Annotated in this window: 24 protein-coding genes; 16 read left to right on the plus strand and 8 right to left on the minus strand. The window is 67.7% G+C overall.

Translation table 11 applies throughout. The features are described from left to right. The 6 genes from A7W11_RS22665 to A7W11_RS22690 all read left to right on the plus strand — a co-directional run bounded on the left by A7W11_RS22665 (position 1) and on the right by A7W11_RS22690 (position 7,495). Positions 1 to 1,857: a dipeptide ABC transporter ATP-binding protein gene (locus A7W11_RS22665; RefSeq protein WP_066421608.1), complete on the plus strand. Its 1,857-nt coding sequence runs from the start codon at positions 1 to 3 to the stop codon at positions 1,855 to 1,857. Positions 1,858 to 1,970: 113 nt separating this feature from the next. Continuing rightward, positions 1,971 to 3,563, plus strand: a complete 1,593-nt coding sequence (locus A7W11_RS22670; protein ID WP_066419659.1) for an ABC transporter substrate-binding protein — start codon at positions 1,971 to 1,973, stop codon at positions 3,561 to 3,563. A gap of 88 nt (positions 3,564 to 3,651) precedes the next feature. Further along, positions 3,652 to 3,852: a hypothetical protein gene (locus A7W11_RS22675; protein WP_066419661.1), complete on the plus strand. Its 201-nt coding sequence runs from the start codon at positions 3,652 to 3,654 to the stop codon at positions 3,850 to 3,852. 59 nt (positions 3,853 to 3,911) lie between these two features. Continuing rightward, positions 3,912 to 5,408 carry a M81 family metallopeptidase gene (locus tag A7W11_RS22680; RefSeq protein ID WP_066419663.1) on the plus strand — a complete coding sequence of 499 codons (1,497 nt, stop codon included), beginning with the start codon at positions 3,912 to 3,914 and terminating at the stop codon, positions 5,406 to 5,408. A gap of 84 nt (positions 5,409 to 5,492) precedes the next feature. After that, positions 5,493 to 6,425, plus strand: coding sequence for a LysR family transcriptional regulator (locus tag A7W11_RS22685; RefSeq protein WP_066419669.1), 933 nt, complete (start codon positions 5,493 to 5,495; stop codon positions 6,423 to 6,425). 77 nt (positions 6,426 to 6,502) lie between these two features. Next, on the plus strand, positions 6,503 to 7,495 hold the full coding sequence (locus A7W11_RS22690) for an asparaginase (RefSeq protein WP_066419671.1): 993 nt from the start codon (positions 6,503 to 6,505) through the stop codon (positions 7,493 to 7,495). Positions 7,496 to 7,573: 78 nt separating this feature from the next. Here A7W11_RS22690 and A7W11_RS22695 read toward each other — a convergent pair whose 3' ends face one another. The 4 genes from A7W11_RS22695 to A7W11_RS22710 are packed head-to-tail and all read right to left on the minus strand — an operon-like array spanning position 7,574 to position 9,480. Next, positions 7,574 to 8,020, minus strand: coding sequence for a DUF1016 N-terminal domain-containing protein (locus A7W11_RS22695; protein WP_082887518.1), 447 nt, complete (start codon positions 8,018 to 8,020; stop codon positions 7,574 to 7,576). Positions 8,021 to 8,065: 45 nt separating this feature from the next. Continuing rightward, complete coding sequence (locus A7W11_RS22700) at positions 8,066 to 8,308, minus strand: AbrB/MazE/SpoVT family DNA-binding domain-containing protein (RefSeq protein WP_066419675.1); 243 nt, start codon at positions 8,306 to 8,308, stop codon at positions 8,066 to 8,068. 32 nt (positions 8,309 to 8,340) lie between these two features. Then, entirely contained in the window at positions 8,341 to 8,760 is a 420-nt protein-coding gene (arfB, locus tag A7W11_RS22705; RefSeq protein ID WP_066421611.1) for an alternative ribosome rescue aminoacyl-tRNA hydrolase ArfB, read from the minus strand. A gap of 9 nt (positions 8,761 to 8,769) precedes the next feature. Beyond that, entirely contained in the window at positions 8,770 to 9,480 is a 711-nt protein-coding gene (locus A7W11_RS22710; RefSeq protein ID WP_066419678.1) for an HAD family hydrolase, read from the minus strand. A 255-nt stretch (positions 9,481 to 9,735) separates the two neighbouring features. On the opposite strand from A7W11_RS22710, the gene queE reads away from it, so the two are divergent. Genes queE through A7W11_RS22725 form a run of 3 tightly spaced genes read left to right on the plus strand, consistent with a single transcriptional unit; the run spans position 9,736 to position 11,382 of the window. Further along, the gene (gene queE / locus A7W11_RS22715) at positions 9,736 to 10,368 is read left to right on the plus strand and encodes a 7-carboxy-7-deazaguanine synthase (RefSeq protein WP_066419680.1); all 633 of its coding nucleotides are present in this window, start codon (positions 9,736 to 9,738) and stop codon (positions 10,366 to 10,368) included. A gap of 28 nt (positions 10,369 to 10,396) precedes the next feature. Continuing rightward, positions 10,397 to 10,852 (plus strand): 6-carboxytetrahydropterin synthase QueD, encoded by a 456-nt coding sequence (queD, locus tag A7W11_RS22720; protein ID WP_066419682.1) that lies wholly within the window; start codon positions 10,397 to 10,399, stop codon positions 10,850 to 10,852. Next, positions 10,816 to 11,382 (plus strand): hypothetical protein, encoded by a 567-nt coding sequence (locus tag A7W11_RS22725; RefSeq protein ID WP_066419689.1) that lies wholly within the window; start codon positions 10,816 to 10,818, stop codon positions 11,380 to 11,382. The genes queD and A7W11_RS22725 overlap by 37 nt, the downstream gene beginning before the upstream one ends. Here the strand turns inward: A7W11_RS22725 and A7W11_RS22730 are convergent. Beyond that, on the minus strand, positions 11,327 to 12,505 hold the full coding sequence (locus A7W11_RS22730) for a GGDEF domain-containing protein (protein ID WP_066421613.1): 1,179 nt from the start codon (positions 12,503 to 12,505) through the stop codon (positions 11,327 to 11,329). The two genes, A7W11_RS22725 and A7W11_RS22730, sit on opposite strands and share 56 nt — an antisense overlap. A 257-nt stretch (positions 12,506 to 12,762) precedes the next feature. Here A7W11_RS22730 and A7W11_RS22735 point away from each other — a divergent pair, with 257 nt between their 5' ends. Genes A7W11_RS22735 through A7W11_RS22755 form a run of 5 tightly spaced genes read left to right on the plus strand, consistent with a single transcriptional unit; the run spans position 12,763 to position 17,976 of the window. After that, positions 12,763 to 13,311, plus strand: coding sequence for a MarR family winged helix-turn-helix transcriptional regulator (locus A7W11_RS22735; protein ID WP_082887436.1), 549 nt, complete (start codon positions 12,763 to 12,765; stop codon positions 13,309 to 13,311). After that, entirely contained in the window at positions 13,308 to 15,371 is a 2,064-nt protein-coding gene (locus A7W11_RS22740) for an FUSC family protein (RefSeq protein ID WP_066419690.1), read from the plus strand. The genes A7W11_RS22735 and A7W11_RS22740 overlap by 4 nt, the downstream gene beginning before the upstream one ends. Continuing rightward, entirely contained in the window at positions 15,368 to 15,580 is a 213-nt protein-coding gene (locus tag A7W11_RS22745; RefSeq protein WP_066419691.1) for a DUF1656 domain-containing protein, read from the plus strand. The genes A7W11_RS22740 and A7W11_RS22745 overlap by 4 nt, the downstream gene beginning before the upstream one ends. Positions 15,581 to 15,584: 4 nt before the next feature. Further along, a complete protein-coding gene (locus A7W11_RS22750) occupies positions 15,585 to 16,508 on the plus strand; it encodes an efflux RND transporter periplasmic adaptor subunit (protein WP_066419692.1) in 924 nt (307 codons plus the stop codon). A gap of 19 nt (positions 16,509 to 16,527) precedes the next feature. Next, complete coding sequence (locus A7W11_RS22755; protein ID WP_066419695.1) at positions 16,528 to 17,976, plus strand: efflux transporter outer membrane subunit; 1,449 nt, start codon at positions 16,528 to 16,530, stop codon at positions 17,974 to 17,976. Positions 17,977 to 18,041: 65 nt separating this feature from the next. On the opposite strand, the gene A7W11_RS22760 is transcribed toward A7W11_RS22755, so the two are convergent. From A7W11_RS22760 to A7W11_RS22770, 3 genes are all read right to left on the minus strand, one after another. After that, the gene (locus A7W11_RS22760) at positions 18,042 to 19,022 is read right to left on the minus strand and encodes a PD-(D/E)XK nuclease family transposase (protein WP_066419698.1); all 981 of its coding nucleotides are present in this window, start codon (positions 19,020 to 19,022) and stop codon (positions 18,042 to 18,044) included. Between the two features lie 181 nt (positions 19,023 to 19,203). Continuing rightward, positions 19,204 to 19,908 carry an esterase gene (ypfH, locus tag A7W11_RS22765; protein ID WP_066134114.1) on the minus strand — a complete coding sequence of 235 codons (705 nt, stop codon included), beginning with the start codon at positions 19,906 to 19,908 and terminating at the stop codon, positions 19,204 to 19,206. Positions 19,909 to 20,008: 100 nt separating this feature from the next. After that, on the minus strand, positions 20,009 to 21,103 hold the full coding sequence (locus A7W11_RS22770; protein WP_268874748.1) for a methyl-accepting chemotaxis protein: 1,095 nt from the start codon (positions 21,101 to 21,103) through the stop codon (positions 20,009 to 20,011). 258 nt (positions 21,104 to 21,361) lie between these two features. Here A7W11_RS22770 and imuA point away from each other — a divergent pair, with 258 nt between their 5' ends. Together imuA and A7W11_RS22780 are read left to right on the plus strand one after the other, a co-directional pair. After that, positions 21,362 to 22,054: a translesion DNA synthesis-associated protein ImuA gene (gene imuA / locus A7W11_RS22775; protein ID WP_066419703.1), complete on the plus strand. Its 693-nt coding sequence runs from the start codon at positions 21,362 to 21,364 to the stop codon at positions 22,052 to 22,054. Then, complete coding sequence (locus A7W11_RS22780) at positions 21,984 to 23,621, plus strand: Y-family DNA polymerase (protein ID WP_066419705.1); 1,638 nt, start codon at positions 21,984 to 21,986, stop codon at positions 23,619 to 23,621. The genes imuA and A7W11_RS22780 overlap by 71 nt, the downstream gene beginning before the upstream one ends. Positions 23,622 to 23,628: the final 7 nt, after the last annotated feature.

Consider the following 23,628-nt stretch of genomic DNA (forward strand, 5'->3'; position numbering starts at 1 on the left):
ATGAACACCACTTCCTTCGACGCCTCCAAGCGCGTGCTCGAAGTCCAGGGCCTGTCCGTGGATTTCGGCAGCCTGTCCAAGCCGGTGCACGCCGTGCGCGACCTGAGCCTGCAGGTGCACCGCGGCGAGACCCTCGCCATCGTGGGCGAATCGGGTTCCGGCAAGTCGGTCACCTCGCTGACCGCCATGCGGCTGGTGGAATTCGGCGGCGGCCGCGTCACGGCCGGCCGCATCCTGTTCCAGCGCCCCGGCGGCACGACCAACCTGCTGGACGTGCCCGAGCAGGACATGCGCAAGATCCGCGGCAGCGAGATCGCCATGATTTTCCAGGAACCCATGACCTCGCTGAACCCGGTGCTGACCGTGGGCCAGCAGATCACCGAGGCCATCCGCCTGCACCAGCACTGCGACGCCGCCACCGCCACGGAAAACGCCCGCCGCATCCTGGACCAGGTGCGCATCCCGGATTCGCGCGGCATCCTGCAGCGCTATCCGCACGAACTGTCGGGCGGCATGCGCCAACGCGTGATGATCGCCATGGCGCTGTCTTGCAAGCCCTCGCTGCTGATCGCCGACGAACCCACCACCGCGCTGGACGTGACCATCCAGGCCCAGATCCTGCAGTTGATCCGCGAGCTGCAGCAGGAAATGGACATGGGCGTGATCTTCATCACCCATGACATGGGCGTGGTGGCCGAAGTGGCCGACCGCGTCATGGTGATGCGCCACGGCGCCGTGGTCGAGCAGAACAGCGTCGGCAAGATCTTCGAGAACCCGACCCATCCATACACGCGCGCGCTGCTGGCCGCGGTACCGCGCCTGGGCGCCATGCAAGGCACCGCCCTGCCCGCGCACTTCGACCTGCTGTCCAGCGATCCCGAAAAAGAGGCGCCGGCGCCCGCCAGGCTGCCGGCCTCCCAGGGCGACGGCGACGTCATCCTGCGCGTGAAGGACCTGGTGACCCGCTTCGACGTGCGCGGCGGCATCCTGTCGCGCGTGAAGAAACGCGTGCACGCCGTCGAACACCTGAGCTTCGAACTGCGCGCCGGCGAAACGCTGTCGCTGGTGGGCGAATCCGGCTGCGGCAAGACCACCACCGGACGCAGCCTGATGCGCCTGGCCCAACCGTTGTCGGGCAGCGTGGAATTCGACTCGCGCATGATCGACAGCCGCGATCCGGCCTCGATATCGCACCTGCGCCGCAACATGCAGTTCATTTTCCAGGACCCGTTCGCCTCGCTGAATCCGCGCATGCGCGTGGGCGACAGCATCAAGGAACCGATGCTGATCCACGGCATCGCGCAGGGCAAGGATGCCGACCGCCGCGCGGGCGAGCTGCTGGAGCGCGTGGGGCTGACCGCGAAGATGGCCGAGCGCTGGCCGCACGAATTCTCGGGCGGGCAGCGCCAGCGCGTATGCATCGCGCGCGCCCTGGCGGTGAACCCGAAGGTGTTGATCGCCGACGAATCGGTGTCGGCGCTGGACGTGTCGATCCAGGCCCAGATCGTGAACCTGCTGATCGACCTGCAACGCGAATTCGGTATGGCCTATCTGTTCATCTCGCACGATATGGCCGTGGTCGAACGCATCAGCCACCGCGTGGCGGTGATGTACCTGGGCCAGATCGTCGAGATCGGTCCGCGCCAGAGCATCTTCGAGAATCCGCAGCACCCGTACACCCGCAAGCTCATGCAGGCCGTGCCCATCGCCGATCCCACGAAGCGCCGCGAGCGCACGCTGGAAGTCAGCGAGATCCCGAGCCCCGTGCGCCCCGTCGATTTCCAACCCGAACTGGCCCCGTTGGTCAAGGTCGGCCCCGATCATTTCGTTGCACGTCACAAGGTCGGCGCGCTGTAGACGCCACCACAGGGCCTGTTGATGCCGATCGACAGTAGGGCCGGGAGCATGCCCCGGCGCGAGTGGTCAATCCGCGTCAACAGGCCCCCAAAACCATACAAGGAAGAAACCGCATGAACCGTAGAACCTTCATCCTGTCCCCCCTGGTGGCGGCCGTCGCCCAGTCGCTGCCCCTGTCGGTCTTCGCCCAGGCCAAGCCGCGCGTATTCCGCTGGGTGCCCCAGTCGGACCTGACTTTGCTGGACCCGGTGTTCACCACCGCCTCGGTCACGCAGAACCACGGCCAACTGGTGTTCGACACGCTGTACGGCCTGGACGCGCAATACCAGCCGCATCCGCAGATGGCCGAAGGCCATGCCGTCAGCGACGACAAGCTGACCTGGACCATCAAGCTGCGCGAGGGCCTGAAGTTCCATGACGGCTCGGCGGTCGGCGCCAAGGACGTGATCGCCAGCATCAAGCGCTGGGGCAGCCGCGACCTGATGGGTGGCTCGCTGATCGGCGTGACCAAGTCGATGGACGCCGTCGACGAGCGCACCGTGCGCATCACGCTGACCGAACCCTTCCCCCTGATCCTGCACGCGCTGGGCCGCCAGGCCACCAGCATGGCGGTGATCATGCCGGAACGCCTGGCCAGCCAGCCGTCCAACGCCGCCATCAAGGAAATGATCGGCAGCGGCCCGTTCCGCTTCGTGGCCGACAAGTGGCTGTCCGGCTCGCGCGTGGTGTATGAGCGCTTTGCCGACTACGTGCCGCGCAGCAAGGACGAGAAACCCAGCTTCACGGCCGGCCCCAAGATTGCGCACGTGCCCGGCGTGCAGTGGAACGTGATTTCCGACAGCGCCACCGCCATCGCCGCCCTGCAGGCCGGCGAAGTGGACGGCGTGGAGCGCGTCAACAACGACTTCATCGGCATGCTGAAGGAAATGCCCGACATCACCCTGGTGAAGTCGGCGCTGCCCACCGTCAACATCCTGCGCTTCAACCATCTGCATGCGCCCTTCGACAACGTCGAGATCCGCCGCGCGGTGTTGTCGGCGATCAACCAGACGGACTTCATGACCGCCGCCAATGGTTCGACGTTCCCGGAATACTGGAGCGACCGCTGCGGCGTGTTCGTACCCGGCTCGCCGATGGACAGCGCCGCCGGCATGGAAAAACTGACCGGCAAGCGTGACCTGGAAGCGGCCAAGGCGGCCATCAAGAAGGCCGGCTACAACAACGAACCCATCGTGCTGCTGGATCCGGTCGACTTCCCCGCCCACCACGCCTCGGCGCTGGTGGCCGCCGACTTGCTAAAGAAGCTGGGCTTCAACGTGGACGTGCAGAGCGTCGACTGGGGCACCGCCGTGCAGCGCCGCAACAGCCAGGCGGCGCCGAAGGAAGGCGGCTGGCACATCGCGTTCACCGGCCTGACCGGCACGAACAATCTGGATCCAGCGGGCCACCTGGCCATCCGCGGCAACGGCAAGAAGGCCTGGTTCGGCTGGCCCGACAGTCCCCGCCTGGAAGCGCTGCGCACCGCCTGGTTCAAGGCGCCTGACCTGGACACGCAGAAGAAGATCTGCGCGCAGATCCAGGAGCAGGTGTTCCTGGAGGTTCCGTACATCCCGCTGGGCGCGACCTACGGCGTGTCGGCCATCCGCAAGGAGTGGAAGGACTTCCAGCCCCAGATGCCGCTGTTCTACACGCTGCGCCACGCCTGAGCCATCGGCCATGCCCGCCCCGTCCCCTTCGGCACGCCGTACGCCGGCGACGCCTGCTTCGTCGGCATCCTGGGGAGTATGGGCCCCCATGGCGGGCGCGGCCTTCGCGGCCCGGCTGGTGGCGCTGACGCCCGCCGGCCGCGATCAATGCCACATTTCCGCGTCGCTGCGCAACGATCCGCGCATATCGGACCGCTGCCGCGCCCGGATGCAGAACGGGCCCGATCCGCTGGCCGTGATCGAACACTACCGCGAATCGCAGCCGCTGGCCGCGGCGGCCCGGCACTGATCCGCCCCGAACGAACAACACCGAGACAACTTCGCACCGCATCAAGCTGGAGCAACACCATGCGTATTGCCGTACTGCAATTCACCCACGAAACCGTCACCTTCCTGCCCAACGACACCACGCTGGACGACTTCATCTACCCGGGTTCGCCGGCCGGTGGCGAAGACCTGCTGCGCACGGACCCCAAGGGCTACATGGGCGGCTTCGTCCAGGTCGGGCGCGAGTACGCGGACGTCGAACTGGTCGGCATCACCTCGCCGCTGTGGCCGCGCACCGGCACCGGCTCGGGCTGGATCACCGAAGAGGCGTTCGAGCACTTCACGGCCATCATGGTCAAGGAACTGGAAGAGAAAGGCCCGTTCGACGGCGCTTTCCTGGCCGTGCATGGCGCCAGCGCCGTGCGTGGCGTGCCGCGCCCCGAGGCCGAACTGGCGCGCCGCGTGCGCGCGGTGATCGGCGATGCAGCCTTCATCAGCGGCACCTTCGATCCGCACGGCAACGAGGACAAGGCTTTCCTGGAAAGCGCCGACATGGCGTTCAGCGTGAAGTACTTTCCCCATTACGACATGCACCTGCAGGGCCAGCGCGCCGCGCGCATGCTGGTGCGCGCCATCCGCGGCGACTTCGCGCCCACCAACGCCGTGATCCGTGTGCCCATCATCGCCCCCACCGTGGTGATGTGGACCGGCGCATCGCCGTGGTCGGACCTGGTGCAGCGCGCGCTGACCTGGGAAGCGCGCGAACCGGACGTCTTCGTCAACGTGTTCTTCGGCTTTCCGTGGGCCGACGTGCCGGATGCCGGCATGACGATCCAGGTGCTGACCAACGGCAAGCCCGAGCTGGCCGAGGCCATTGCCAAGGACATGGCCGAATGGACGTGGCGCAAGCGCGAGGCGCTGCTCAATACCACACGCATCGTCGACATGAAGGATGGCGTGCGCCAGGCCGCCGAAGCCGTGGCCGCGGGCCAGTCGCCGGTGGTGCTGGGCGACTACAGCGACCGCTCCGGCGCCGCCACCTGGCTGCTGACCGAGATCCTGGCCCAGAACGCCAAGCGCACCCTGGTCGCGACGCTGTCGTCGGCCAGCGCCTATGAGGCGCTGGAGAAAGCCGGCGCCCGCGCTGGCGACGCCTTCGACATGGAGGTCGGCGGCCTGGTGGACGAGTCGGCCGGCCCGGCCGTGCGCGTGCAGGGCACCCTCCTGAAGATCAGCGAATCGGCCCATGGCCGCAGCAAGGGCCACCGCTGGTACCTGATCGGCTTCGGCGAAGGCAACGTGCTGATCCTCAGCCCGTACCTGGTGCAGGTGCAGGACCCGAACGAGCTGTGGGCGCTGGGCCTGGCGCCCGAGGATTTCGACATCGTCGCCATCAAGTCGCGCGTGCACTTCCGCCGGGGCTTCGACGACAGCGGCTATGCGCCGACGATCCTGCTGGTCGAGCCGCCGGAACCCTTCATGGGCACCGTGCGCCTGGACGCCCTGAAGTACGAACACCTGACGCTGACGGATTATTACCCCTACGGCAACCCGGTGTTCGACTGCAAGGTGCTCTGACGCCCGCCGCCCTGCCCGCCCGACGCTCGTATACTTTGCTGCGGCCGAACGGGCGGGGCCCGGACATCTTTTTTCTGCACCCTCATGCTGAATACGGCTTTCCGATACTTTCTCGAGGTCGTCAATGCCGGGTCGTTGACGGCCGCCGGCTTGCGCCTGCACGTGGCGCCCTCGGCCGTCAGCCGCATGATCCGCAAGCTGGAAGAAGAGTACGGCGTCGACCTGTTCGAACGCCACGGACGCGGCATGGTGCTGACCGAGGCCGGTGAAATCCTGGCCACCAGCGCCCGCCGCAGCCAGCTGGAGGCCGAGCATGCCCGCATGGACATCTTCGACCTGCGCAAGATCGGCAAACGCCTGATCCGCATTTCCGCCAACCAGGCCTTCGGCATCGAGCTGCTGCCGAACCTGATCGCGCGCTACCAGAAGTCCGAGCCCGACGTCACGTTCAACCTGACGCTGCTGCGGGCCAGCGAGATCCACCGCCGCATCCAGGACGGCGAAGACGACATCGGCTTCTACTACAGCCTGCGGCCCGCGGTGGACGTGAACCTGCGCTACTCGCGCCGCATGCGGGTGCTGGCGCTGGTGCGGCCCGACCATCCGCTGGCCGGCCGCCCCGCCATTTCCCTGAAGGACGTGGAGCCCTACCCCGTGGGCCAGATGAGCCTGGGCACGACGGTGCGTACCATCGTGGACCTGTGCTGCATGCAGGAGAACGTGGCGCTGTCCTCCACCTTCATCAGCAACAACGTGACGTCCCTGCAGAACTTCTGCCTGGAACGGGAGGATGCGGTCGTGTTCTTCGGCGAACTGACCGCCACGTCGGTCGTCAAGACGAGCAAGCTTATCGCCTTGCAGATCAACGAACCGCAGTTGCATCAGCGGCACCTGCAGATCATCACCATGGAAGGCCGGGAACTGCCCAACAGCGCGCGGCGCTTTCTGGAAATGACCGTGGAACACATCGAGCAATCATCGCCGCAACCTTTGCCGTATACCGGCGACGCGACTTAGGACACGACCTGGCCATCAGGGCCGGCATTCCGGACGATGGCATCGGATCATCCCCTTATCGGATTGGATGGAAGAACATGAGCGATACGCTTTCTGAAGACACCGGCCGCCGCGCCCGCGTGACCCTGTACGCCGTGGGCGGCACCATTGCCGGCAGCGCCGCCAGCCGCACCAACACCACGGACTACAAGGTCGGCATCGCCGCCGCCGACCTGCTGGCCGCCGTGCCCGAGATCGCGCAGATCGCGGACGTCAGCCACGAGCAGATCGCCAACCTGCCCAGCTCGGACGTGGGCGCCGAGCTGCTGTTGAAACTGTCGAAGGCCGTCACGACACGCCTGCGGGATCCCGGCGTGGACGGCGTGGTGGTGACGCACGGGACCGACACCTTGCCCGAGTCGGCGTTCTTCCTGGACCTGACGGTGGCCAGCGACAAGCCGGTGGTGTTCGTGGGCGCGATGCGCCCGGCCTCGGCGGTCAGCGCGGATGGCCCGTCGAATCTGCTGAAGGCCATTGCGCTGGCCGGCTCGCCCGAGGCCGTGGGCCGGGGCGCGCTGATCGCGCTGAACGACCGCATCGGCTCGGCGTTCTACACCAACAAGACGCACAGCACGGCGGTGGAGACATTCCGCGCCGACGAGCAGGGCTCGCTGGGCGTGTTCATCAATACGCGGGCGCGGTTCTGGTTTGACGCCGCCAAGCCAGTCAACAAACCGTTCTTCGACGTGTCGGGTATCGAGACGCTGCCCAAGGTGGCGATCCTGTATGCGTACCAGGACCAGGATGATCTGCTGATCGACGCGGCGATCGCCAACGGCGCGCAAGGCATCGTGATCGCGGCGTCGGGGCACGGGTCGGTCAGTACCACGACCAAGGCGCGGATCCGCGAACTGGAAGCGCAGGGATTTCCGGTGGTACGTGCCACGCGCACGGGCAATGGCGTGGTGGCGGAGAAACCGGAAGGGATAGGCGCCGGCGTGTACAGCGTGACGAAGGCGCGCTGGCTGCTGGCGCTGGCGTTGGCCAGCGGGGCGTCGCTGGACAGGATTCGGGCGTATTTTCGGGCGTGATAACTTGGATCGGAGACATTTCGGGCGCCTGGATACTGCCCGCGTGTCAGCGGGTTTCGCCCTGCCGTCGTTGATCGATCAATCAGGCTTTCGCGACAGCGCCGTACGCTCGTACAGCATCGAGTCCATGCGCCCGCGCAGGGTGTGCACGCTCCAACGCTCAGCGCTCGCCCTCTGCGCGTAGTACTCACGCTGCATGGGATCCTTGAGAACGAGTAACAGCACGAGATGAGACCAACTCAATTGTCGCGACAGTGTCGCGACAATTGGCTCGTCCGGAAACAGGACCGCGAACTTGACCATCCTACGTGGATTCTTTTCTCCAAACCCTCGGCCATCGTGTCGGGCGGGCTGCCCGTCCAGAGTCTCCGTGTGAATGCGGTAGCCGATACGCCAGAAGAGCAGAGTGAGCTCTGTATCGACTGCCACGGCGGCTCGATTACGAAACGCCTCTATCAATGCCCTGAGGTCCCCCAGCAACACTAATGGCGCGGATTGCGCAGCGGATACCTCGAGGCTGCTCACGTCCTCGCTGCTGTGTGTGCGCAACCGACACATAGCGCCGAATGATTAGCCCGCCCCATTCGCCTCGTCCCGAGAGAATGTGAAATCGGCGGATAGCCGTCCACGAAACCGCTGAAATTCTCTCTGGACATCGGCAGGCGACGGCGATTTGCGAACCGCCATCTCAGACAACGAGATGGGTGGTTCGATCACCAACTCAATTACGTCGCCCTCTTTCAGGCCCATTGTCTCGACCAGTTCTGCCGGCAATCTGACAGCCAGGCTGTCGCCCCATTTTCCTATCTTCATGGCCTCATTTTCTGTCTTGGCCAAAACCGCCACTACCCCCCGTCCTGCACCCTGCCCCGCAAGCGCTTCACCGCCCCGCGCTGCGTCTTTCCCTCGACCCTTCGCCGCTTCGACGCCAGCGTCGGCCGGGTCGCGCGGCGCAGCACGACGGGCCGGGCGGCCTCGCGCACCATGTCCAGCAGCCGCTCGATGGCCTCGGCACGGTTCAGTTCCTGGCTGCGATGCGACTGCGCCTTGATGACGATGTCGCCTTCCTTGGTGACGCGGTAGTCGCGCAACGCCAACAAGGCCTCTTTCACCCGATCGGGCAGCGCCGAGGCGCGCACGTCGAACCGCAGGTGCACCGCGCTGGACACCTTGTTGACGTTCTGGCCGCCCGCCCCCTGCGCGCGGATCATGGTGAACACGATCTCGCGTTCATCCAGGTAAAGCGTGCCCGAGACGTGCAGCATCATGGCGGCCTACTCCTTGCGGCCCAATGCGGCGCACAGGGTCAGCAGGCACGAGACCGTCATGTGGTCGGCGTATTCCATCCTGGGCGGCAGGCCCTGTTCCTGCCGCACCAGCCAGGCCGCCTGCAGGCCCGCGTTGCGCGCGCCCACCACGTCCAGCTCGAAGTTGTCGCCCACGTGCAGCATCTGTTCGGGCCTGACCGACACCATGTCGGCCGCGGCATGGAAGATGGCCGCTTCGGGCTTGGCAATACCGGCGTCGGCGGCAGAAATCGCCCCGGTGAAGAACTGATGGCCGCCCGTCATGTCCAGCCGGGCATTGCCGTTGGACACCGCCACCAGCGGGAACCGCGCGCTGAGCCATTCCAGCGCCGGGAAGGCATCCTCGAAAAATTCGACCTCTTGCCGCGCCGCATAGAAGGCGTCGTAGGCGGGCCGGACCAGGGCCACGTCTTCCCGCGCCGCCTCCAGCGCCGCGTGGATGGAGCCCAGCCGCAGGGCCCGGTAGTTGCCGGACAGCGCCGGATTGGCCGCCTCGTAGTCGTTGCGCAATTGCGCCAGCGACTCGGGCGTGGCGACGATGGCCGCCGTGCGCGGGGCGTTCTCGAGCAGCCACGCGTGCAGCCGCGTTTCCGCGTGCGCCACGATGGGCGCGAAGGGCCACAGGGTGTCGTCCAGGTCGAGCGAAATCGCCGACACGTTCTTCAAGCGTTCATGCATTCCATCGGACCTTGCGCGGGCGGCGGCCTGCAAGGCCGCATCGCCAGCGTTTGCCCCGCCCGGCGATTTCTCGCCGGGCGGCGGGATGTTGAGGGGTGCCCGAAACAGGCAATCGTGGAAGTCTACCCGCCTGCGCGGCCACCACAAATGCCGTCCCTGTTCACCCCCGATTCCTGCCGTGAGCCAAACCCCGGTTAAAATGTCGGATTCCCTGCTTTTCTTTCTCCCGCCCCGGCTGCCGGCCGGCGGTGCTCCATGACTTACGCCGTCAAAGAACTTTTCAAGACCCTGCAAGGCGAAGGCGCCCACGCAGGCCGTGCCGCCGTGTTCTGCCGCTTCGCCGGCTGCAACCTCTGGAGCGGCCGCGAAAGCGACCGCGCCACCGCCGCCTGTACCTTCTGCGACACCGACTTCATCGGCACCGATGGCGAAGGCGGCGGCAAGTTCGCGCAAGCCGACCTGCTGGCCGACACCCTCGCCGCCACCTGGGGCGAAGGCACGGACAAGCGCTACGTCGTCTTCACGGGCGGCGAACCGCTGCTGCAACTCGACGCCGAGCTGCTGGCCGCCGTCCATGCGCGCGGTTTCACCGTGGCCATCGAGACCAACGGCACGATCCAGCCGCCCGAAGGCATCGACTGGATCTGCGTCAGCCCCAAGGGCAAGTCGCCCGTGGTGATCGAGCGCGGCAACGAACTGAAGCTGGTCTATCCGCAACTCGACGCCCGGCCCGAGGCCTTCGCGCACCTGGATTTCCAGCATTTTTTCCTGCAGCCCATGGACGGTCCGGCGCGCGCCGCGCATACCGAACGCGCGGTGCAGTACTGCATGCAGCATCCGCAATGGCGCCTGAGCCTGCAAACCCATAAATACATAGGCATTCCATGATGACCCCCTACGCCGCGCGGGGCGCCCGATGATCTCCATCACCCGCAGGCTGGAATTCGACGCAGGCCACCGCATCCCCGACCACCGCAGCCAGTGCCGCAACCTGCACGGCCATCGCTATGTGCTGGAAATCACGCTGTGCGGCGACGTCGTGCAGGCGCCCGGCGAGTCCGACAACGGCATGCTGATGGACTTTTCCGAAATCAAGTCCATCGCCCAGGCCCAACTGGTCAACGTGTGGGACCATGCATTCCTGGTGTATTCGGGCGACGAGGCCGTGCGCAACTTCCTCGATACCCTGCCCGGCCACAAGACCGTGGTGCTCGACCGCATTCCCACGGTCGAGAACCTGGCCGCCATCGCCTTCGAAACGCTCGCCCCGCACTATCACGGCCACTACGGCCACGCGTTGCGCCTGCAACGCGTACGGCTGTATGAAACGCCCAATTGCTGGGCGGACTGCGACGGGGCGGCCAAGCCCTGAGCGCCGCGCCCCGGCGCTCGGATGCGATCCTGGACGCCACCGTCATCACGCCCGCCATCCCGCACATGGCCGCCGGCTTCGGCGCGGCGGGCGTGGCGCTGCTGGTCAATGGCTTGCTGAACGCCCTGTCGCTGCCGGCCTGCGCGCTGTTCTCGGCCGGCATGCCCGTACTCTGGATCTGCCTCGTGCTGTTCGTGGGCGGCATGACACGCTCGATGCAGTTCACCGCCTTCAACACGATTGCCTTCGCCGACGTGCCGCGCGAGCAGATGAACCCGGCGAACACGCGGTTCTCGACCGCCTTCCCGTTGGCGAGGGACTGGGCTTGGCGCTGGGCGCCATCACGCGGCGCGTGGGCGAGCGGCTGGTGGGCACGGGCGACCGGCCATGCCGTTCGCGTGGCCGTCGTGATCGTCGGATTGGTGTCGCTGCTGACCTGTGCGACAGCCTGCGGCTGGCGCACGGCGCCGGCGATCAGGTGGGGCGGCGGTCCCGGTCGGCGAACTGAATCGCGTCCGAGCCGGCGTTGACGGCGGGCTCGGTCTTCTTGGTGCGCTTGGCCTCGTACATGGCGGTATCGGCCATGCGCAGCGCGGCGTCGATGTCGGTGCCGTCCCACTTCACGGTGGCGCTGCCGATGCTGACACCCACTGAAGCCACCACACCGTGCGACAGGCTGAACGGATGGCGGATCGACTCGGCGATGGCGGCGGCCAGATCGTGCCGGGCCGGTCCCTCGGACACCTCATCGACCACGACGAACTCGTCGCCGCCCATGCGCGCCACCAGCGCCTGCGGGCTGGCCAACGCGCGCAGGCGCAGCGCCACCTGCATCAGCAACATATCGCCGGCCTCGTGGCCATAGGCGTCGTTGACCGGCTTGAAGCCGTCCAGGTCCAGGAACAGCAGCGTCATGTCCTTCTTGCCAGGATCGGCGCCGCGCTGCTCCAGCGCCTTCGACAAGCCTTCGCGGTTCAGCGCGCCCGTCAGCGCATCATGGCGCGCACGGTGGCTGTGCTCGCGCTCGGCCGTCATGGTGGTGATCAGCATGCCGTTCAGGCGGCGCGCCGCGGCGCCCATGGCGAACAGGTAGAACGGCACCTGCAGCAGCGTCAGCAGCAGCACGGGTTCGCCCGCCGCCAGGGCGCCCAGGCAGCACGGCCCCAGCGAGAACACGATCATCACCACAACCAGGCGCGGCGCCGCGAAGTTGCGGAAGCAGATGCCGCCGACCATGGCGGCGGCCGACAGGAAAGACAGCGTGGCGGCCACCCAATCGCCGCTGACGGCGCTGACGAAGGCCCCATAGCCCACCGTGGCGCCCCATACGGGAGCCAGCAGGATGTACAGGTCGGTGGGCGTGGGCCGGCCCTGCACGGCGCGGCGCCGGGACACGACCAGCACATACCAGCGCACCAGGCAGACGATGATCTCGGCGACCAGCCAGAAACGGAACGGCAGGGTCGGATGCCGGTAGGCCAGGATGCCGGCCACGGCCACGGTATTGAAGACGCCCCCGAAGAAGATGGGCAGCGTGCCGAACAGCGTACCCACCAGCGCGACGCGGATCTCGTGCGGCGTGGCCTGGCCGGGCGCGGTCAGCCACCTCGCCAACCGCCCACGCGGCAATGAGTACTCTCCGGGATTTTGCACCAACTACACCTGTTCGAATCGGATGTCCGGCGGTGCCTGAATCGTGCCCAGGCCAGCCTCGCTGATGTGAGATTGTAATTGTTTGTCATTTTTTACGCCGTGCGTTTGCGCAACACCTCCTTCATCCGTCCCCAAGCGCGATCGATGGCTTCGAAATGGCTTTTGCAGCGCACCATCCTCCCGCAGCCGCGCGGTTGTTAGCTATTTGTTAGCTTATTTAAATATTAGGATGCTAATAAATAGGCTACAATTAAAAAATGAAAACGCCTACCGATAGCCAACTCATGGCCGTTTCGGCCGCCCTGCCCGTGCTGGCGCGCGCCTACCGCAGCGCCGCCGACAAGGTGCTGGCCGGCTACGGCCTGTCCCAAGCCACGGCCTGGCCCGTCATCCTGGCTGGCCGGCTGGGCGATGGCGTGCGCCAGGGCGCCCTGGCCGAGGCCCTGGGCATCGAGGGCCCGTCGCTGGTGCGCCTGCTGGACCATCTGGTCAGCGCCGGCCTGATCGAGCGCCGCGAAGATCCCAGCGACCGCCGCGCCCGCACCCTGCACCTCACCGAAAGCGGCCAGGCCCTGCGCGCCAAGCTGGAAGACGTGCTGACCCGCATCCGCCGCGAGCTGTTCAAGGGCATCGACGCCGACGACGTGGCCGCGTGCCTGCGGGTGTTCGAGAAACTCACCCTTGCCTTGTCGCACGGCCTGCCCATGCCGGACGACCTGCAGCCCGAACCGACCGACGCCCCCTCCGGGCAGGATGTTCCTGCCCTGGAACGGGCCCCCAACGAAAAAGAGTCCGGCAAGCCATGAACCGCATCCTGCCCTCGCTGAACGACAGCCTCTTCTCCGTGAAGTGCTATATCGGCGCCATGCTGGCGCTGTACCTGTCGTACACGATCGGCCTGCCTCGCCCCTTCTGGTCGGTCACCACGGCCTACGTCGTGTCGCAGCCCTGGTCGGGCGCGGTGCGCTCCAAGGCCATGTACCGGCTGGGCGGCACCTTCTTCGGTTCGGCCATGGTGGTCTACAGTGTGCCGCGCCTGGCCAACTATCCGGTGCTGATGATCCTGGCGATGGCGCTGTGGGTGGGCATCTGCCTGTACATCTCGGTGCTGGACCGCACGCCGCGCTCGTATATGTTCATGCTGGCGGGCTACACCGCCGCGCTCATCGGTTTTCCCAGCGTGACCGATCCCGTCAACGTGTTCGACACGGGCCTGGCGCGTGTGGAAGAGATCACCCTGGGCATCCTGTGCGCCTCGCTGGCCCACAGCCTGATCTTGCCGCAAGGCATTGGCCGCGCCATCATCAGCCGGCTCGACGCCACGCTGCGCGATGCGCGCGACTGGGTGCGCGCCGTGCTGCACGGCGACTCGGCCCGGCAGGACAACGATCGCCGCCAACTGGCCAATGACCTGACGCAACTGCGCCTGATGTCCGCGCACGTGCCGTTCGACACGGGCAACATCCGCTGGACGGCCAATGCGCTGCGCGTCATGCAGGACCGCCTGGCGGCCTTGACGCCATCGGTGTCCGCCGTGGAAGACCGCCTGCAGGCCTTGCAGGACGCCGGACAGGCCCTGCCGCCGGCCACCGCCGAATTGCTCGAGCAGGTCTCGCAGTGGGTCGGCCAGGGCAAGGAGGCCACCACCGAACGCGCCGCCGAACTGCGCCATGAGCTGGCCGCGCTCACGCCCGCGCTGACGGACTCTCCCGACTGGCACACGCTGCTGCAGCTCAGCCTGCTGACGCGCGTGAGCGAACTGATCGACGCCTTCGAGGCCTGCCTGCTGCTGCGGCGGGACATCAACGACGGCCTGCAGGGCTCGCCGCGTTCGGTATTGCGCATGCGCCCGCTGACGCGCGGTCCCGTGCTGCACCGCGACCGCGGCATCGCGCTATGGTCGGCCGTGTCGGTCGGCGTGGCCATCGCGGTGTGCTGCAGCTTCTGGATCGGTACGGCGTGGACCAACGGATCGGTCGCCGCGATGATGGCCGTGGTGTTCAGCTGCTTCTTCGCCTCGCAGGACAACCCCGTGCCGGGCATCATGCAGTTCCTGAAATTCACGGTGTATTCCATTCCGCTGTCGGCGATCTACCTGCTGGTCGTGATGCCGGCGGTACATTCGTTCGAGATGCTGGCGCTGGCGCTGTTTCCCGTGGCCTTCGTCATGGGCACGCTGATCTCCCAGCCCAAGTACACCTTGCCCGGCATGGCGCTGCTGTTCGGCGTCACCGGCACGCTGGCGCTGCACGACACCAATACCGCCGACGTGGTCTCTTTCATCGACTCCACGGTGGCGCAGGTACTGGGCGTGGCCACCGCGGCCATCGTGGCCGCCATCTTCCGCACGGCCAGCGCCGACTGGAGCGCGCGCCGCATCCAGACCGCCAACTGGGACGAGCTGGCCGAGCTGGCAGGCTCGTCCAAGGCGCGTTCCAGCAGCGAGGCCTATGCCTATGCCTCGCGCATCCTCGATCGCGTGGGCCTGTTGCAGCCGCGCCTGGCGATGGCCACGCGGCGCGATGACCTGCTGGCCGCCGACGCGCTGAAGGACCTGCGCGTGGGCAAGGACATCATCGAACTGCAACGCGCGCGCGGGCAGTTGCCCGTGGCCGATGCGGCCATCCAGCGCGTGCTGCGCGGCCTGGCCGTGTTCTTCGGCCGGCGCGCCTCGGGCCGCCGCGAAGATCCGCAATTGCTCGAATCCATCGACCGCGCCCTGGCCGGCGTGACCGCCACCGGCGGCGCCGATCAGGCGCGCAGCCGCGCCGCGGTGGCGCTGGTCGGCATCCGCCGCGCCTTGTACCCGCAGGCTGACGGCTATGCCGCGCCGCGCGTCGCCTCAGTACCGGAGTCCGCGCCATGATCGGCGAATTCAGTTTCTACGGCATCTACTTTCCCTGGCTGCTGGTGTTGGGCGTCATCGCCTGGGCCGCCAACTGGGCGTTGCGGCGCGTGCTGGCGCGCGCCGGCTTCTATCGCCTGGTGTGGCACCCCGCGCTGTTCGACCTGGCGCTGTTCGTCGTGCTGCTTTATGGCATCTCGTTGGCCGCCCCCTATTTTTTGCAGAGATAGCATCATGAGTCGCAAACTTCCCGACATGCTCCGTCCCGCCGCCCTCGGACGCTTCGCCGTCACGATCGCGGTCGTGGCTGCCGCCGCCTACGCGGGCTGGCAGCTCTGGGCCCATTACGAAATCGAACCCTGGACGCGCGACGGCCGCGTCAAGGCCTATGTGGTGCAGGTGGCGCCGGACGTGTCCGGCCTGGTCACCGCCGTGCCCGTCCAGGACAACCAGGACGTACACAAGGGCGACGTGCTGTTCGAGATCGACCGCGCGCGCTTCCAACTGGCGTACGACCAGGCCCGCGCCGCCGTGGCCGCCCGCCAGGTGGCGCAGACGCAGGCGCAACGCGACGTGAAGCGCAACCGCGCGCTGGGCCAGTTGGTGGCCGCCGAGTTGGTGGAGCAAAGCCAGACCAAGCTGCAGCAGAGCGAAGCCGATCTGGCCCAGGCCCAGGTGCAGTTGGACATCGCCCGCCTGAATCTGGAGCGCAGCCGCGTGCTGGCCACCACCGACGGGCGCATCACCAACCTGGACCTGCGCGTGGGCTCGTACGCCACCGTGGGACGCGGCGTGATGGCGCTGGTGGATGCCAACTCGTTCTACGTCGAAGGCTACTTCGAGGAAACCAAGCTGCCGCGCATCCACGAAGGCGACGCGGTCAGCGTGATCCTGATGGGCGAGGATCGCCGCATCACCGGCCACGTGGAAAGTATCGCCATGGGCATCGCCGACCGCGACCGCAGCACCAGCGCCAACCTGCTGCCCAACGTGAATCCCACTTTCAACTGGGTGCGCCTGGCGCAGCGCATTCCCGTGCGCGTGAAGATCGACAGCGTGCCCGAAGGCGTACGCCTGGTGGCCGGCCAGACAGCCACCGTGTCGATCGACGATGCCAAGGCCGCTCCCGCGGGCTCGACGGCATCCTCGCGTTCGTAATCGATCGAGCCGTACTGCCATGACTACCCGCCGTTTGCTTCTTCCCCTGACCCTGGCCCTGGCGCTTGCCGGCTGCGCCGCCGTGGGCCCCGACTACTCATTGCCGGACCAGGCCGCGGTGCGCAAGCCGGCCGCCAATGCGCCGTTCGCGCAAGGCGGCGATGGCCGGTTGTTCGGCCGGGACGAGCCGCCGGGCGACTGGTGGCGGCTGTATCAGGACCCGCAACTCGATGCGCTGGTGCGCCAGGCCCTGGATGCCAATACCGACCTGCGCCAGGCGGCCGCCAATCTGGAGCGCGCCCAGGCCGTGTCCGACGAGGCGCGCTCGCAGGAGCGGCCTGGCGTCAGCGTCAACGCATCGCCCACGTACGGGCATAGTTCCGGTGTATCGGTGCTGCAGCCGGATTCGGTGCCGCGCAACCGATTCAGCTACTCCGGCACGGTGGGGGTCTCGTATCAGTTGGACCTGTTCGGCCAGATCCGCCGCGCCATCGAGGCCGCCGATGCCGATACGCAGGCCGCGCAGGCCGCCTATGATGCCGCGCGCGTCACCGTGGTGGCCGCGACGGCGCAGGCCTATGCGGACATGTGTTCGGCGGGCATGCAACTGGCCTCGGCCAAACATTCGGTGGACGTGCAGCAGCAATCCGCCGACGCCGTGCAGCGCCTGCAGCGCGCGGGCCGCGGCACCGCCCTGGATGTCTCGCGCTCGCGCGCCCAGCTGGATCAGTTGCGCGCCGAGGTGCCGCCCTTCCAGGCCCGGCAGCGCACGGCGCTGTATCAGTTGGCCGCGCTGACGGGCCGCGCGCCCGGCGAGATGCCGCAGACGCTGCTGTCGTGCGAGCAGCCGCCGCGTCTGGCCCAGACCATTCCGGTGGGGGACGGCGCCGCGCTGTTGCGCCGCCGGCCCGACGTGCGCCAGGCCGAACGCGCCCTGGCAGCCGCCACGGCACGCATCGGCGTGGCCACGGCGGACCTGTACCCGAAGATCACGCTGGGGTTGAACGGCGGCTCGGCCGGGCCGATGTCGATGCTCGGCGACCGCGGCACGTTCAGTTGGAGCCTGGGGCCGCTGATTTCGTGGACGGTGCCGGATACCGGCGCGGCGCAGGCCCGTATCGCGCAGGCGGAAGCGACCACGCGCGGCACGCTGGCCAAGTTCGATTCGACGGTGCTGACCGCCCTGCGCGAAACCGAGAGCGCGCTGGTGTCGTATGCGCGCCAGCTGGATCGCGATGCCGCGCTGCAGGCCGCGCGTGACCAGAGCGCGAGAGCGGCGGACCAGGCGCGCAGGCTGTTCCAGGCCGGCAAGACGGATTACCTGACGGTGCTGGATGCCGAGCGCACGCTGGCCAGTTCGGAAAGCGCCCTGGCCGCGTCGCGCGCGACCTTGGCCAGCGATCAGGTGGCGGTGTTCCTGGCGCTGGGTGGGGGGTGGCAGGATACGCGGGAAAAGACGGGTGGTTGAATGCCGGGTGGGCGGTCGGGAAATCGATATGCCCCGAACAGCCGGATCGACAGGCGATCGGCCGCTTACCGAAAGACGTCTTCCAACTTGGGAGCCACCAGGACATCACGCGCCCACGACTCGATCTGACGCGCATCGGCGGTACGCAGGCAGGACCGGATGTCGTCGGGCACGGCGCCGAACCGGTGAGCGATCATGAGTTCGAGCATGGCGGCCTGGCCTTCCGCATGACCTGCTGCATGACCTGCTGCATGACCTGCTGCATGACCTGCTGCATGACCTGCTGCATGGCCTTCTGCATGGCCTTCCGCATGCGCATCCTCGCGAGCGTGCTTCATACGGGTGTTGTGGTCGAACTCCGCTATGTCGCGGGCCAACAGTTGCCAGCGAAAGTTTTCGTCTTTGAGCGACATCTCGTCGAGTATCCGCAAGGCCTCGATCACGGGGGGATGCGTCAGGGCGTTCATAAGTACCTCGTCTTGGCTATCGCGCAGGCAACTGGCCCACGCTTTCAGGGCAGAAGGTGAAGCAGCCAGCGACTCGGGTTTGTCGAGTTCGACGACGTAGAGCTGCAGGCTGTCCGAAAATTCTAGGGCGGGACGTCCGGCATCTCGCAGGGTGAAGCGCCAATCAGACTGATCCGACCATCTGGGATACAAGTTCCACCCCATCAGACTGATGCCGATGACGGGCCGCAGGATGTCGTAGTCGGCTCCCCGACGCAACTGCGTGGCCAGCGCGTGTGCCAGGTAGTACAGGTTACGGGCAGGCCAGTGCCGTTGCCCGAAACGCTGCATTTCGATGATGTATTGCTGGCCTTCGGCATCCTGCGCGCGGATGTCCGCCAAGGCGAGTTTGTCTTGCGGCGCCCCAGGCAAGAGATCGGGAGACAGGATGTGCAGCCCCATCGTGGGTCTGGCTGGCTGGCGTATGGCATCGATCAGGTCGGCCAGCAGGTGGGGATGGCCGCTGAACAAGGCCTTGAAGACGATGTCGTTCGACAGGCGCGGGCGGCGGGGCCTGCCGTGGGAGAAAGAAGGCGTCAAGGGAATGGGCTTCCTGGAATCGGAGGACGAGATGTCCGGAAGCACTCTAGCGACGACCTGCCTTTTCCGACATTGGGCGGATTTGTCTCTTGCGACAGGAATGTCCTGACTGACGCCGGGAATCCCGCATGCCCGCATGGACGCTTGCGCCGCAAGTCGGCCCCGCGGCGCCATACCCCTGTCAATGCATCGTCGTGCCTTCCGGCGGCACCGGATCCATCTGCATGGCCGCGGCCCAGCTGTGCAGCGGCACGCAGGTCTGCAGGCGATGGATGGCGCGCTGCACCAGCGCCGGATGCAGTTCGTGTCCGACGCGCGAGGCGATGTCGATGGTCGAGTCACCCTTCAACTCGGCCAGCCGGGCCTGCGCGGCCTGGATCTGGGCCACGGGCATCACGGGGTCGTCGGCGCCGTGCAGCAGGTGAATGGTGGTGTACGGCGGTGCGGCGGTAGGCAGTTGCGCATAGCGGCCTGAGAACGCCAGCACGCGTCCCGCCAGCCGGGGTTCGGCCTGCACGGCCTCCAGCGCCATGATGGCGCCCTGCGAGAAACCCACCAGCGCGGTGTCCGAGGACTTGAGTTTCAGGCTGCGCTGGGCCGCCTGCACGTATTCGACCAGGGCCGGCAGGGCCTGGGCCACGCGCTCGGGCCGGTTCTCTTCGGTGACGCCGCGCACCGAGAACCACTGGCGGCCGCGCGCGCTGCCGTCGAAGGCCTCGAAGCCCTCGGGGATACGCACCACCGACGTGGGAAACGCCGCGCGCAGCGCCAGCCCCAGGGATTCCAGGCCGTCGGGCGTATCGCCCACGCCGTGCAGCAGCACGAACAGTTGCCGGACCTCGGTGCCGGGATTGGGCCAGAATTCGATGGAATTGGAAGCAGGCATGCTGGGGAGACTCCACAAACAGGGCGCGCCGGAAACCCGGCGCGGATGAATCCATTCTAGCCCCGGCCGCCGCGCGCCCTCCCCCAAGGCGCTGCCCGGATCATTCAAAGAAACGGCGCGGCTGCTGTTCGATGACGCCGTACCAGCCCAGGCCGGGATAGGTCTCGTAGCCCGGCGTCAGCGCGTATCCCACCAAGCGGTCCGAGGCGGGATAGAAACCGCGCGTCTGGCCGTCGGTGTTCAGCAGCACGTAGCGTTCTCGCAGGTCCGCGCCATCGGATGCGGCGATCACGCGCTGGCGGCTGTCGACCAGCATGCAGCGCGTGCGCGCCCACTCCTCGTCGCTCAGGCCCACCGAGCGCACCACCGTCTCGGCCTGCCTGGCCCAATCGAAGAAAATGCCCAGCACGCCGATCGGCTTGCCATTGCGCTGGGCGCCTTCGCGGATGGCGGTGCTGTAGGCGGCGACGTGGGCGCCGCCCAGCAGCGGCTCGGGGCGGATGTCCAGTGCCGCGTAGTCGCCGCCGTCCTGCGTGGCCAGGCCTCGCCGGAACCATTCTTCCTGCGACACGTTGGCGCCCAGCGCCTTGGCGTAGCGGTCAGGACGCCCCGTGGCCAGCACGCGGCCCTGGGCATCGGCCACCCACAGGTCCAGGTACACGGTATAGCTGTCCAGGATCACGGCCAGCCGGTCGCAGGCGTGCTGCGCGGCCGGTTGCGTGGGGGCCTGCAGCAGCTCGACCAGCGACGAATCGGTGGCCCACCAGCGCACGTCGCACGAACGCTCGTACAGGTTGCGGTCCATGGTCTCGACCATGTTCAGCGCCAGGTCGCCCAGCCGGCGGCCCTCGTAGCCGCGGATCTCCTGCAGCGTGTTCTCGCCCAGCCGGATCAGGTCGGCGATGGAGCCGGCCAGTTCGAGCTTGAGCGCGTCGGCGATGTGCGTGATCTGCTCGGACACCTGCTGCACCTGGTTGGCCACCACGGCGAAGCCGCGGCCGGCCTCGCCCGAGCGGGCGGCCTCGATGCGGGCGTTCAGGGAAAGGTACTTGGCCTGCTGGTTGATGTCGACGATGTTCGAGATTTTCTCGTTGGAGATCTTCTCGACGCGGCGGGACAGTTCGACAATCATTTCCGGATGATGCGCCATGCTGCTTACTCCTTTCGAACGGGTACGAGTTGAACGAGGAGACAGTCTTGAGTCTGCTCAAGCACGATGCGTGCCAACTTGCCGTTTGAAAGAAACAAGCCCCTTCACGCGCTGTGTTTCACACGGGTGACACGAACAAGAAAAATGCCGGCGCACCGTCGCCAGGGCGATGCACCGGCACCACAATGGAGCAATCAGGCCAGACGATGGGGCATGCCTGGTCTGGCCACGGGCCGGGATGGCGGGTGGCGCCGAGCCCATGCAAAATACTGTATATTTATACAGTAAACATGATTTTGATCGATGCGCCCCGAACACATCCACCCTGCCCTCTGGCGCGCCACGCAACTGGCGCAAGGTTCCGCGCGTTGCGTGGCGACCGGCCACGACGCCCTGTCCGGCCAGTTGCCGGGCGGGGGCTGGCCGCAGGGCGCGCTGATCGAACTGCTGCAGCCTCATCCCGGCATCGGCGAAGTCCGCCTGCTTCAACCCGCCCTGACGCGGCTGGATGCCGCCCGCGCCATCGCGCTGGTGCAGCCGCCCCACGTGCCGCACATCGCCTGCTGGAGCCAATGGCAACTGGATCCCGCGCAGTTGCTATGGGTCGACCCCGCCACGCCCGACGATGCGCTGTGGGCCGCCGAGCAGATCCTGCGGCACGGCACCTGCGGCGCGCTGGTGTGCTGGCTGCCGCGCGCGCGCCACGACGCCCTGCGCCGCCTGCACCTGGCCGCCGCGGGCAGCGACACGCTGTTCTTCGCGCTGCGGCCGGCGGCGGCGGCGCGCCAGGCCTCGCCCGCGCCGCTGCGGCTGGCGCTGGACAGCGCACGAGCCGGCCTGTCGGTACGCGTGCTCAAGCGACGTGGCCCCGTCACCGACACCCCGTTTTTCATTCCTTTCGAGCCGGGCGCCCTGCCCGTTCCCCATGCGCCTCTGGATCGCCGTGTTCCTGCACAGCCTGCCGCTGGACGCCGTACGCCCGTACTGGTTCCGTGACGACGGCGGCGCGGGCTGCGCGGTGCTCGACGCGGCCCGCGTGGCGGCACTGACGCCGGCGGCGCAGCGCGCCGGCGCGCAACTGGGCATGCGCCGCGCCAGCCTGTCCGCCATCGCGCCGCAATGCGAGCAGATCGAGCGGCAGCCGGCAGCCGAAGCGCAGGCGCAGCAAGGCGCGGCCTTTGCCTTGCTGCAATACACGCCGCAACTGGCCATGCCCGACGCCTCGGCGCTGCTGCTGGACGTAGGCGCCAGCCTGCAATTGTTCGGCGGGCCGCGCGCGCTGGCGCGCCGGGTGGCGGCCACGCTGGCCGCGCAAGGGGTGCAGGCCACGCTGGGGCTGGCGCCCACCGCGCTGGGCGCATGGCTGCTGGCGCATCAGCCGGCGCGGCGCGGCGCGCAGGTGGCCACGGGCGCGCCCACCGATCCGACCGCCGACCTGGCCCCCGACGGATCGCCGCGGCCCGTGCGCGGCAAGGCCCACGCCACGGGCGGCCAGCCGTTGCAGGCCGTCGGCGAGCCTCTGTCCCGGCGCGCGCGGCGGCCTGCCATCCTGCGCGTCGCGCTGCGCCAGGACAGCCTGGAACGCCGGCTGGATGCCCTGCCCATCCTGCTGCTGCCGCAGGCCCGCGAACGCCTGGACTGGCTGCACGACCTGGGCTGCCACACGCTGGGCCAGGCGCGGCATCTGCCCCGCGCGGGGCTGCAACGGCGCGGCTGCGGCCCCCTGCTCAAGGCCCTGGATGCCGCCTACGGCGCCGCGCCCGAGCCGCACCCCTGGATCACGCCGCCGCCCGACTTCCACCAGCGCATCGAACTGCCCGACTACCTGGAGCAGGCCGACGCCCTGCTGGCCGTGGCGCGCCGCCTGGCCGACCAGCTCTGCGGCTGGCTGGCCGCGCATCAGCGCGCGGTGCAGCGCATCACGCTCGAGCTGTCGCACGAACGCGGCCGCCATGCCCGGCCGCCCACCGAACTGCTGCTGGCCATGGCCCAGCCCGCCTGGCATGGCGGCCACCTGATCGACCTGCTGCGCGAGCGGTTGGGCCGGCTCGAACTGCAGGCGCCCGTCATCGCCGTCACGCTGCACGCCCCTGAAACCGTCGAACGCCCCGATGCCAGCGCCACGCTGTTTCCCGATCCGGCCACGCAGCCGGCGGACCACGCGCGCCTGCTGGACCTGCTGACAGCGCGGTTGGGCGCGCAACGCGTGCGCCTCGCACGTCCTCGGGCCGACCATCGGCCCGAGCAAGCCAATGCCTGGCAGGACGCGCAAGCCGCGGGCGGCAAGCCGCGCACGCCAGCGTTGCCGCCGAGCCTGGAACGCCCTTTCTGGCTGTGCGATCCGCCGGTGGAGTTGCGCGTCGACCGCGACAATCCCGTCTACGCGGGCCAGCCACTGAAATTGCTGCGCGGCCCCGAACGCATCGAAAGCGGCTGGTGGGACGGCGGCGACACGCAGCGCGACTACTTCGTCGCCGAGGATGCCGGCTCGGCGCGCTACTGGGTATACCGCGAGCGCGACAAACTGGATGCGCGCTGGTTCCTGCATGGGCGCTACGCCTGAGACATCG

The sequence above is a fragment of the Bordetella ansorpii genome (assembly GCF_900078315.1).
Lineage (GTDB): Bacteria > Pseudomonadota > Gammaproteobacteria > Burkholderiales > Burkholderiaceae_B > Bordetella > Bordetella ansorpii.

Coding starts and splice junctions, on each gene's coding strand:
- A7W11_RS22665 (WP_066421608.1), top strand. CDS start 1: ATGAACACCACTTCCTTCGACGCCTCCAAGCGCGTGCTCGAAGTCCAG.
- A7W11_RS22670 (WP_066419659.1), top strand. CDS start 1,971: ATGAACCGTAGAACCTTCATCCTGTCCCCCCTGGTGGCGGCCGTCGCC.
- A7W11_RS22675 (WP_066419661.1), top strand. CDS start 3,652: ATGGCGGGCGCGGCCTTCGCGGCCCGGCTGGTGGCGCTGACGCCCGCC.
- A7W11_RS22680 (WP_066419663.1), top strand. CDS start 3,912: ATGCGTATTGCCGTACTGCAATTCACCCACGAAACCGTCACCTTCCTG.
- A7W11_RS22685 (WP_066419669.1), top strand. CDS start 5,493: ATGCTGAATACGGCTTTCCGATACTTTCTCGAGGTCGTCAATGCCGGG.
- A7W11_RS22690 (WP_066419671.1), top strand. CDS start 6,503: ATGAGCGATACGCTTTCTGAAGACACCGGCCGCCGCGCCCGCGTGACC.
- A7W11_RS22700 (WP_066419675.1), bottom strand. CDS start 8,308: ATGAAGATAGGAAAATGGGGCGACAGCCTGGCTGTCAGATTGCCGGCA.
- arfB (WP_066421611.1), bottom strand. CDS start 8,760: ATGCTGCACGTCTCGGGCACGCTTTACCTGGATGAACGCGAGATCGTG.
- A7W11_RS22710 (WP_066419678.1), bottom strand. CDS start 9,480: ATGCATGAACGCTTGAAGAACGTGTCGGCGATTTCGCTCGACCTGGAC.
- queE (WP_066419680.1), top strand. CDS start 9,736: ATGACTTACGCCGTCAAAGAACTTTTCAAGACCCTGCAAGGCGAAGGC.
- queD (WP_066419682.1), top strand. CDS start 10,397: ATGATCTCCATCACCCGCAGGCTGGAATTCGACGCAGGCCACCGCATC.
- A7W11_RS22735 (WP_082887436.1), top strand. CDS start 12,763: ATGAAAACGCCTACCGATAGCCAACTCATGGCCGTTTCGGCCGCCCTG.
- A7W11_RS22740 (WP_066419690.1), top strand. CDS start 13,308: ATGAACCGCATCCTGCCCTCGCTGAACGACAGCCTCTTCTCCGTGAAG.
- A7W11_RS22745 (WP_066419691.1), top strand. CDS start 15,368: ATGATCGGCGAATTCAGTTTCTACGGCATCTACTTTCCCTGGCTGCTG.
- A7W11_RS22750 (WP_066419692.1), top strand. CDS start 15,585: ATGAGTCGCAAACTTCCCGACATGCTCCGTCCCGCCGCCCTCGGACGC.
- A7W11_RS22755 (WP_066419695.1), top strand. CDS start 16,528: ATGACTACCCGCCGTTTGCTTCTTCCCCTGACCCTGGCCCTGGCGCTT.
- ypfH (WP_066134114.1), bottom strand. CDS start 19,908: ATGCCTGCTTCCAATTCCATCGAATTCTGGCCCAATCCCGGCACCGAG.
- imuA (WP_066419703.1), top strand. CDS start 21,362: ATGCGCCCCGAACACATCCACCCTGCCCTCTGGCGCGCCACGCAACTG.
- A7W11_RS22780 (WP_066419705.1), top strand. CDS start 21,984: ATGCGCCTCTGGATCGCCGTGTTCCTGCACAGCCTGCCGCTGGACGCC.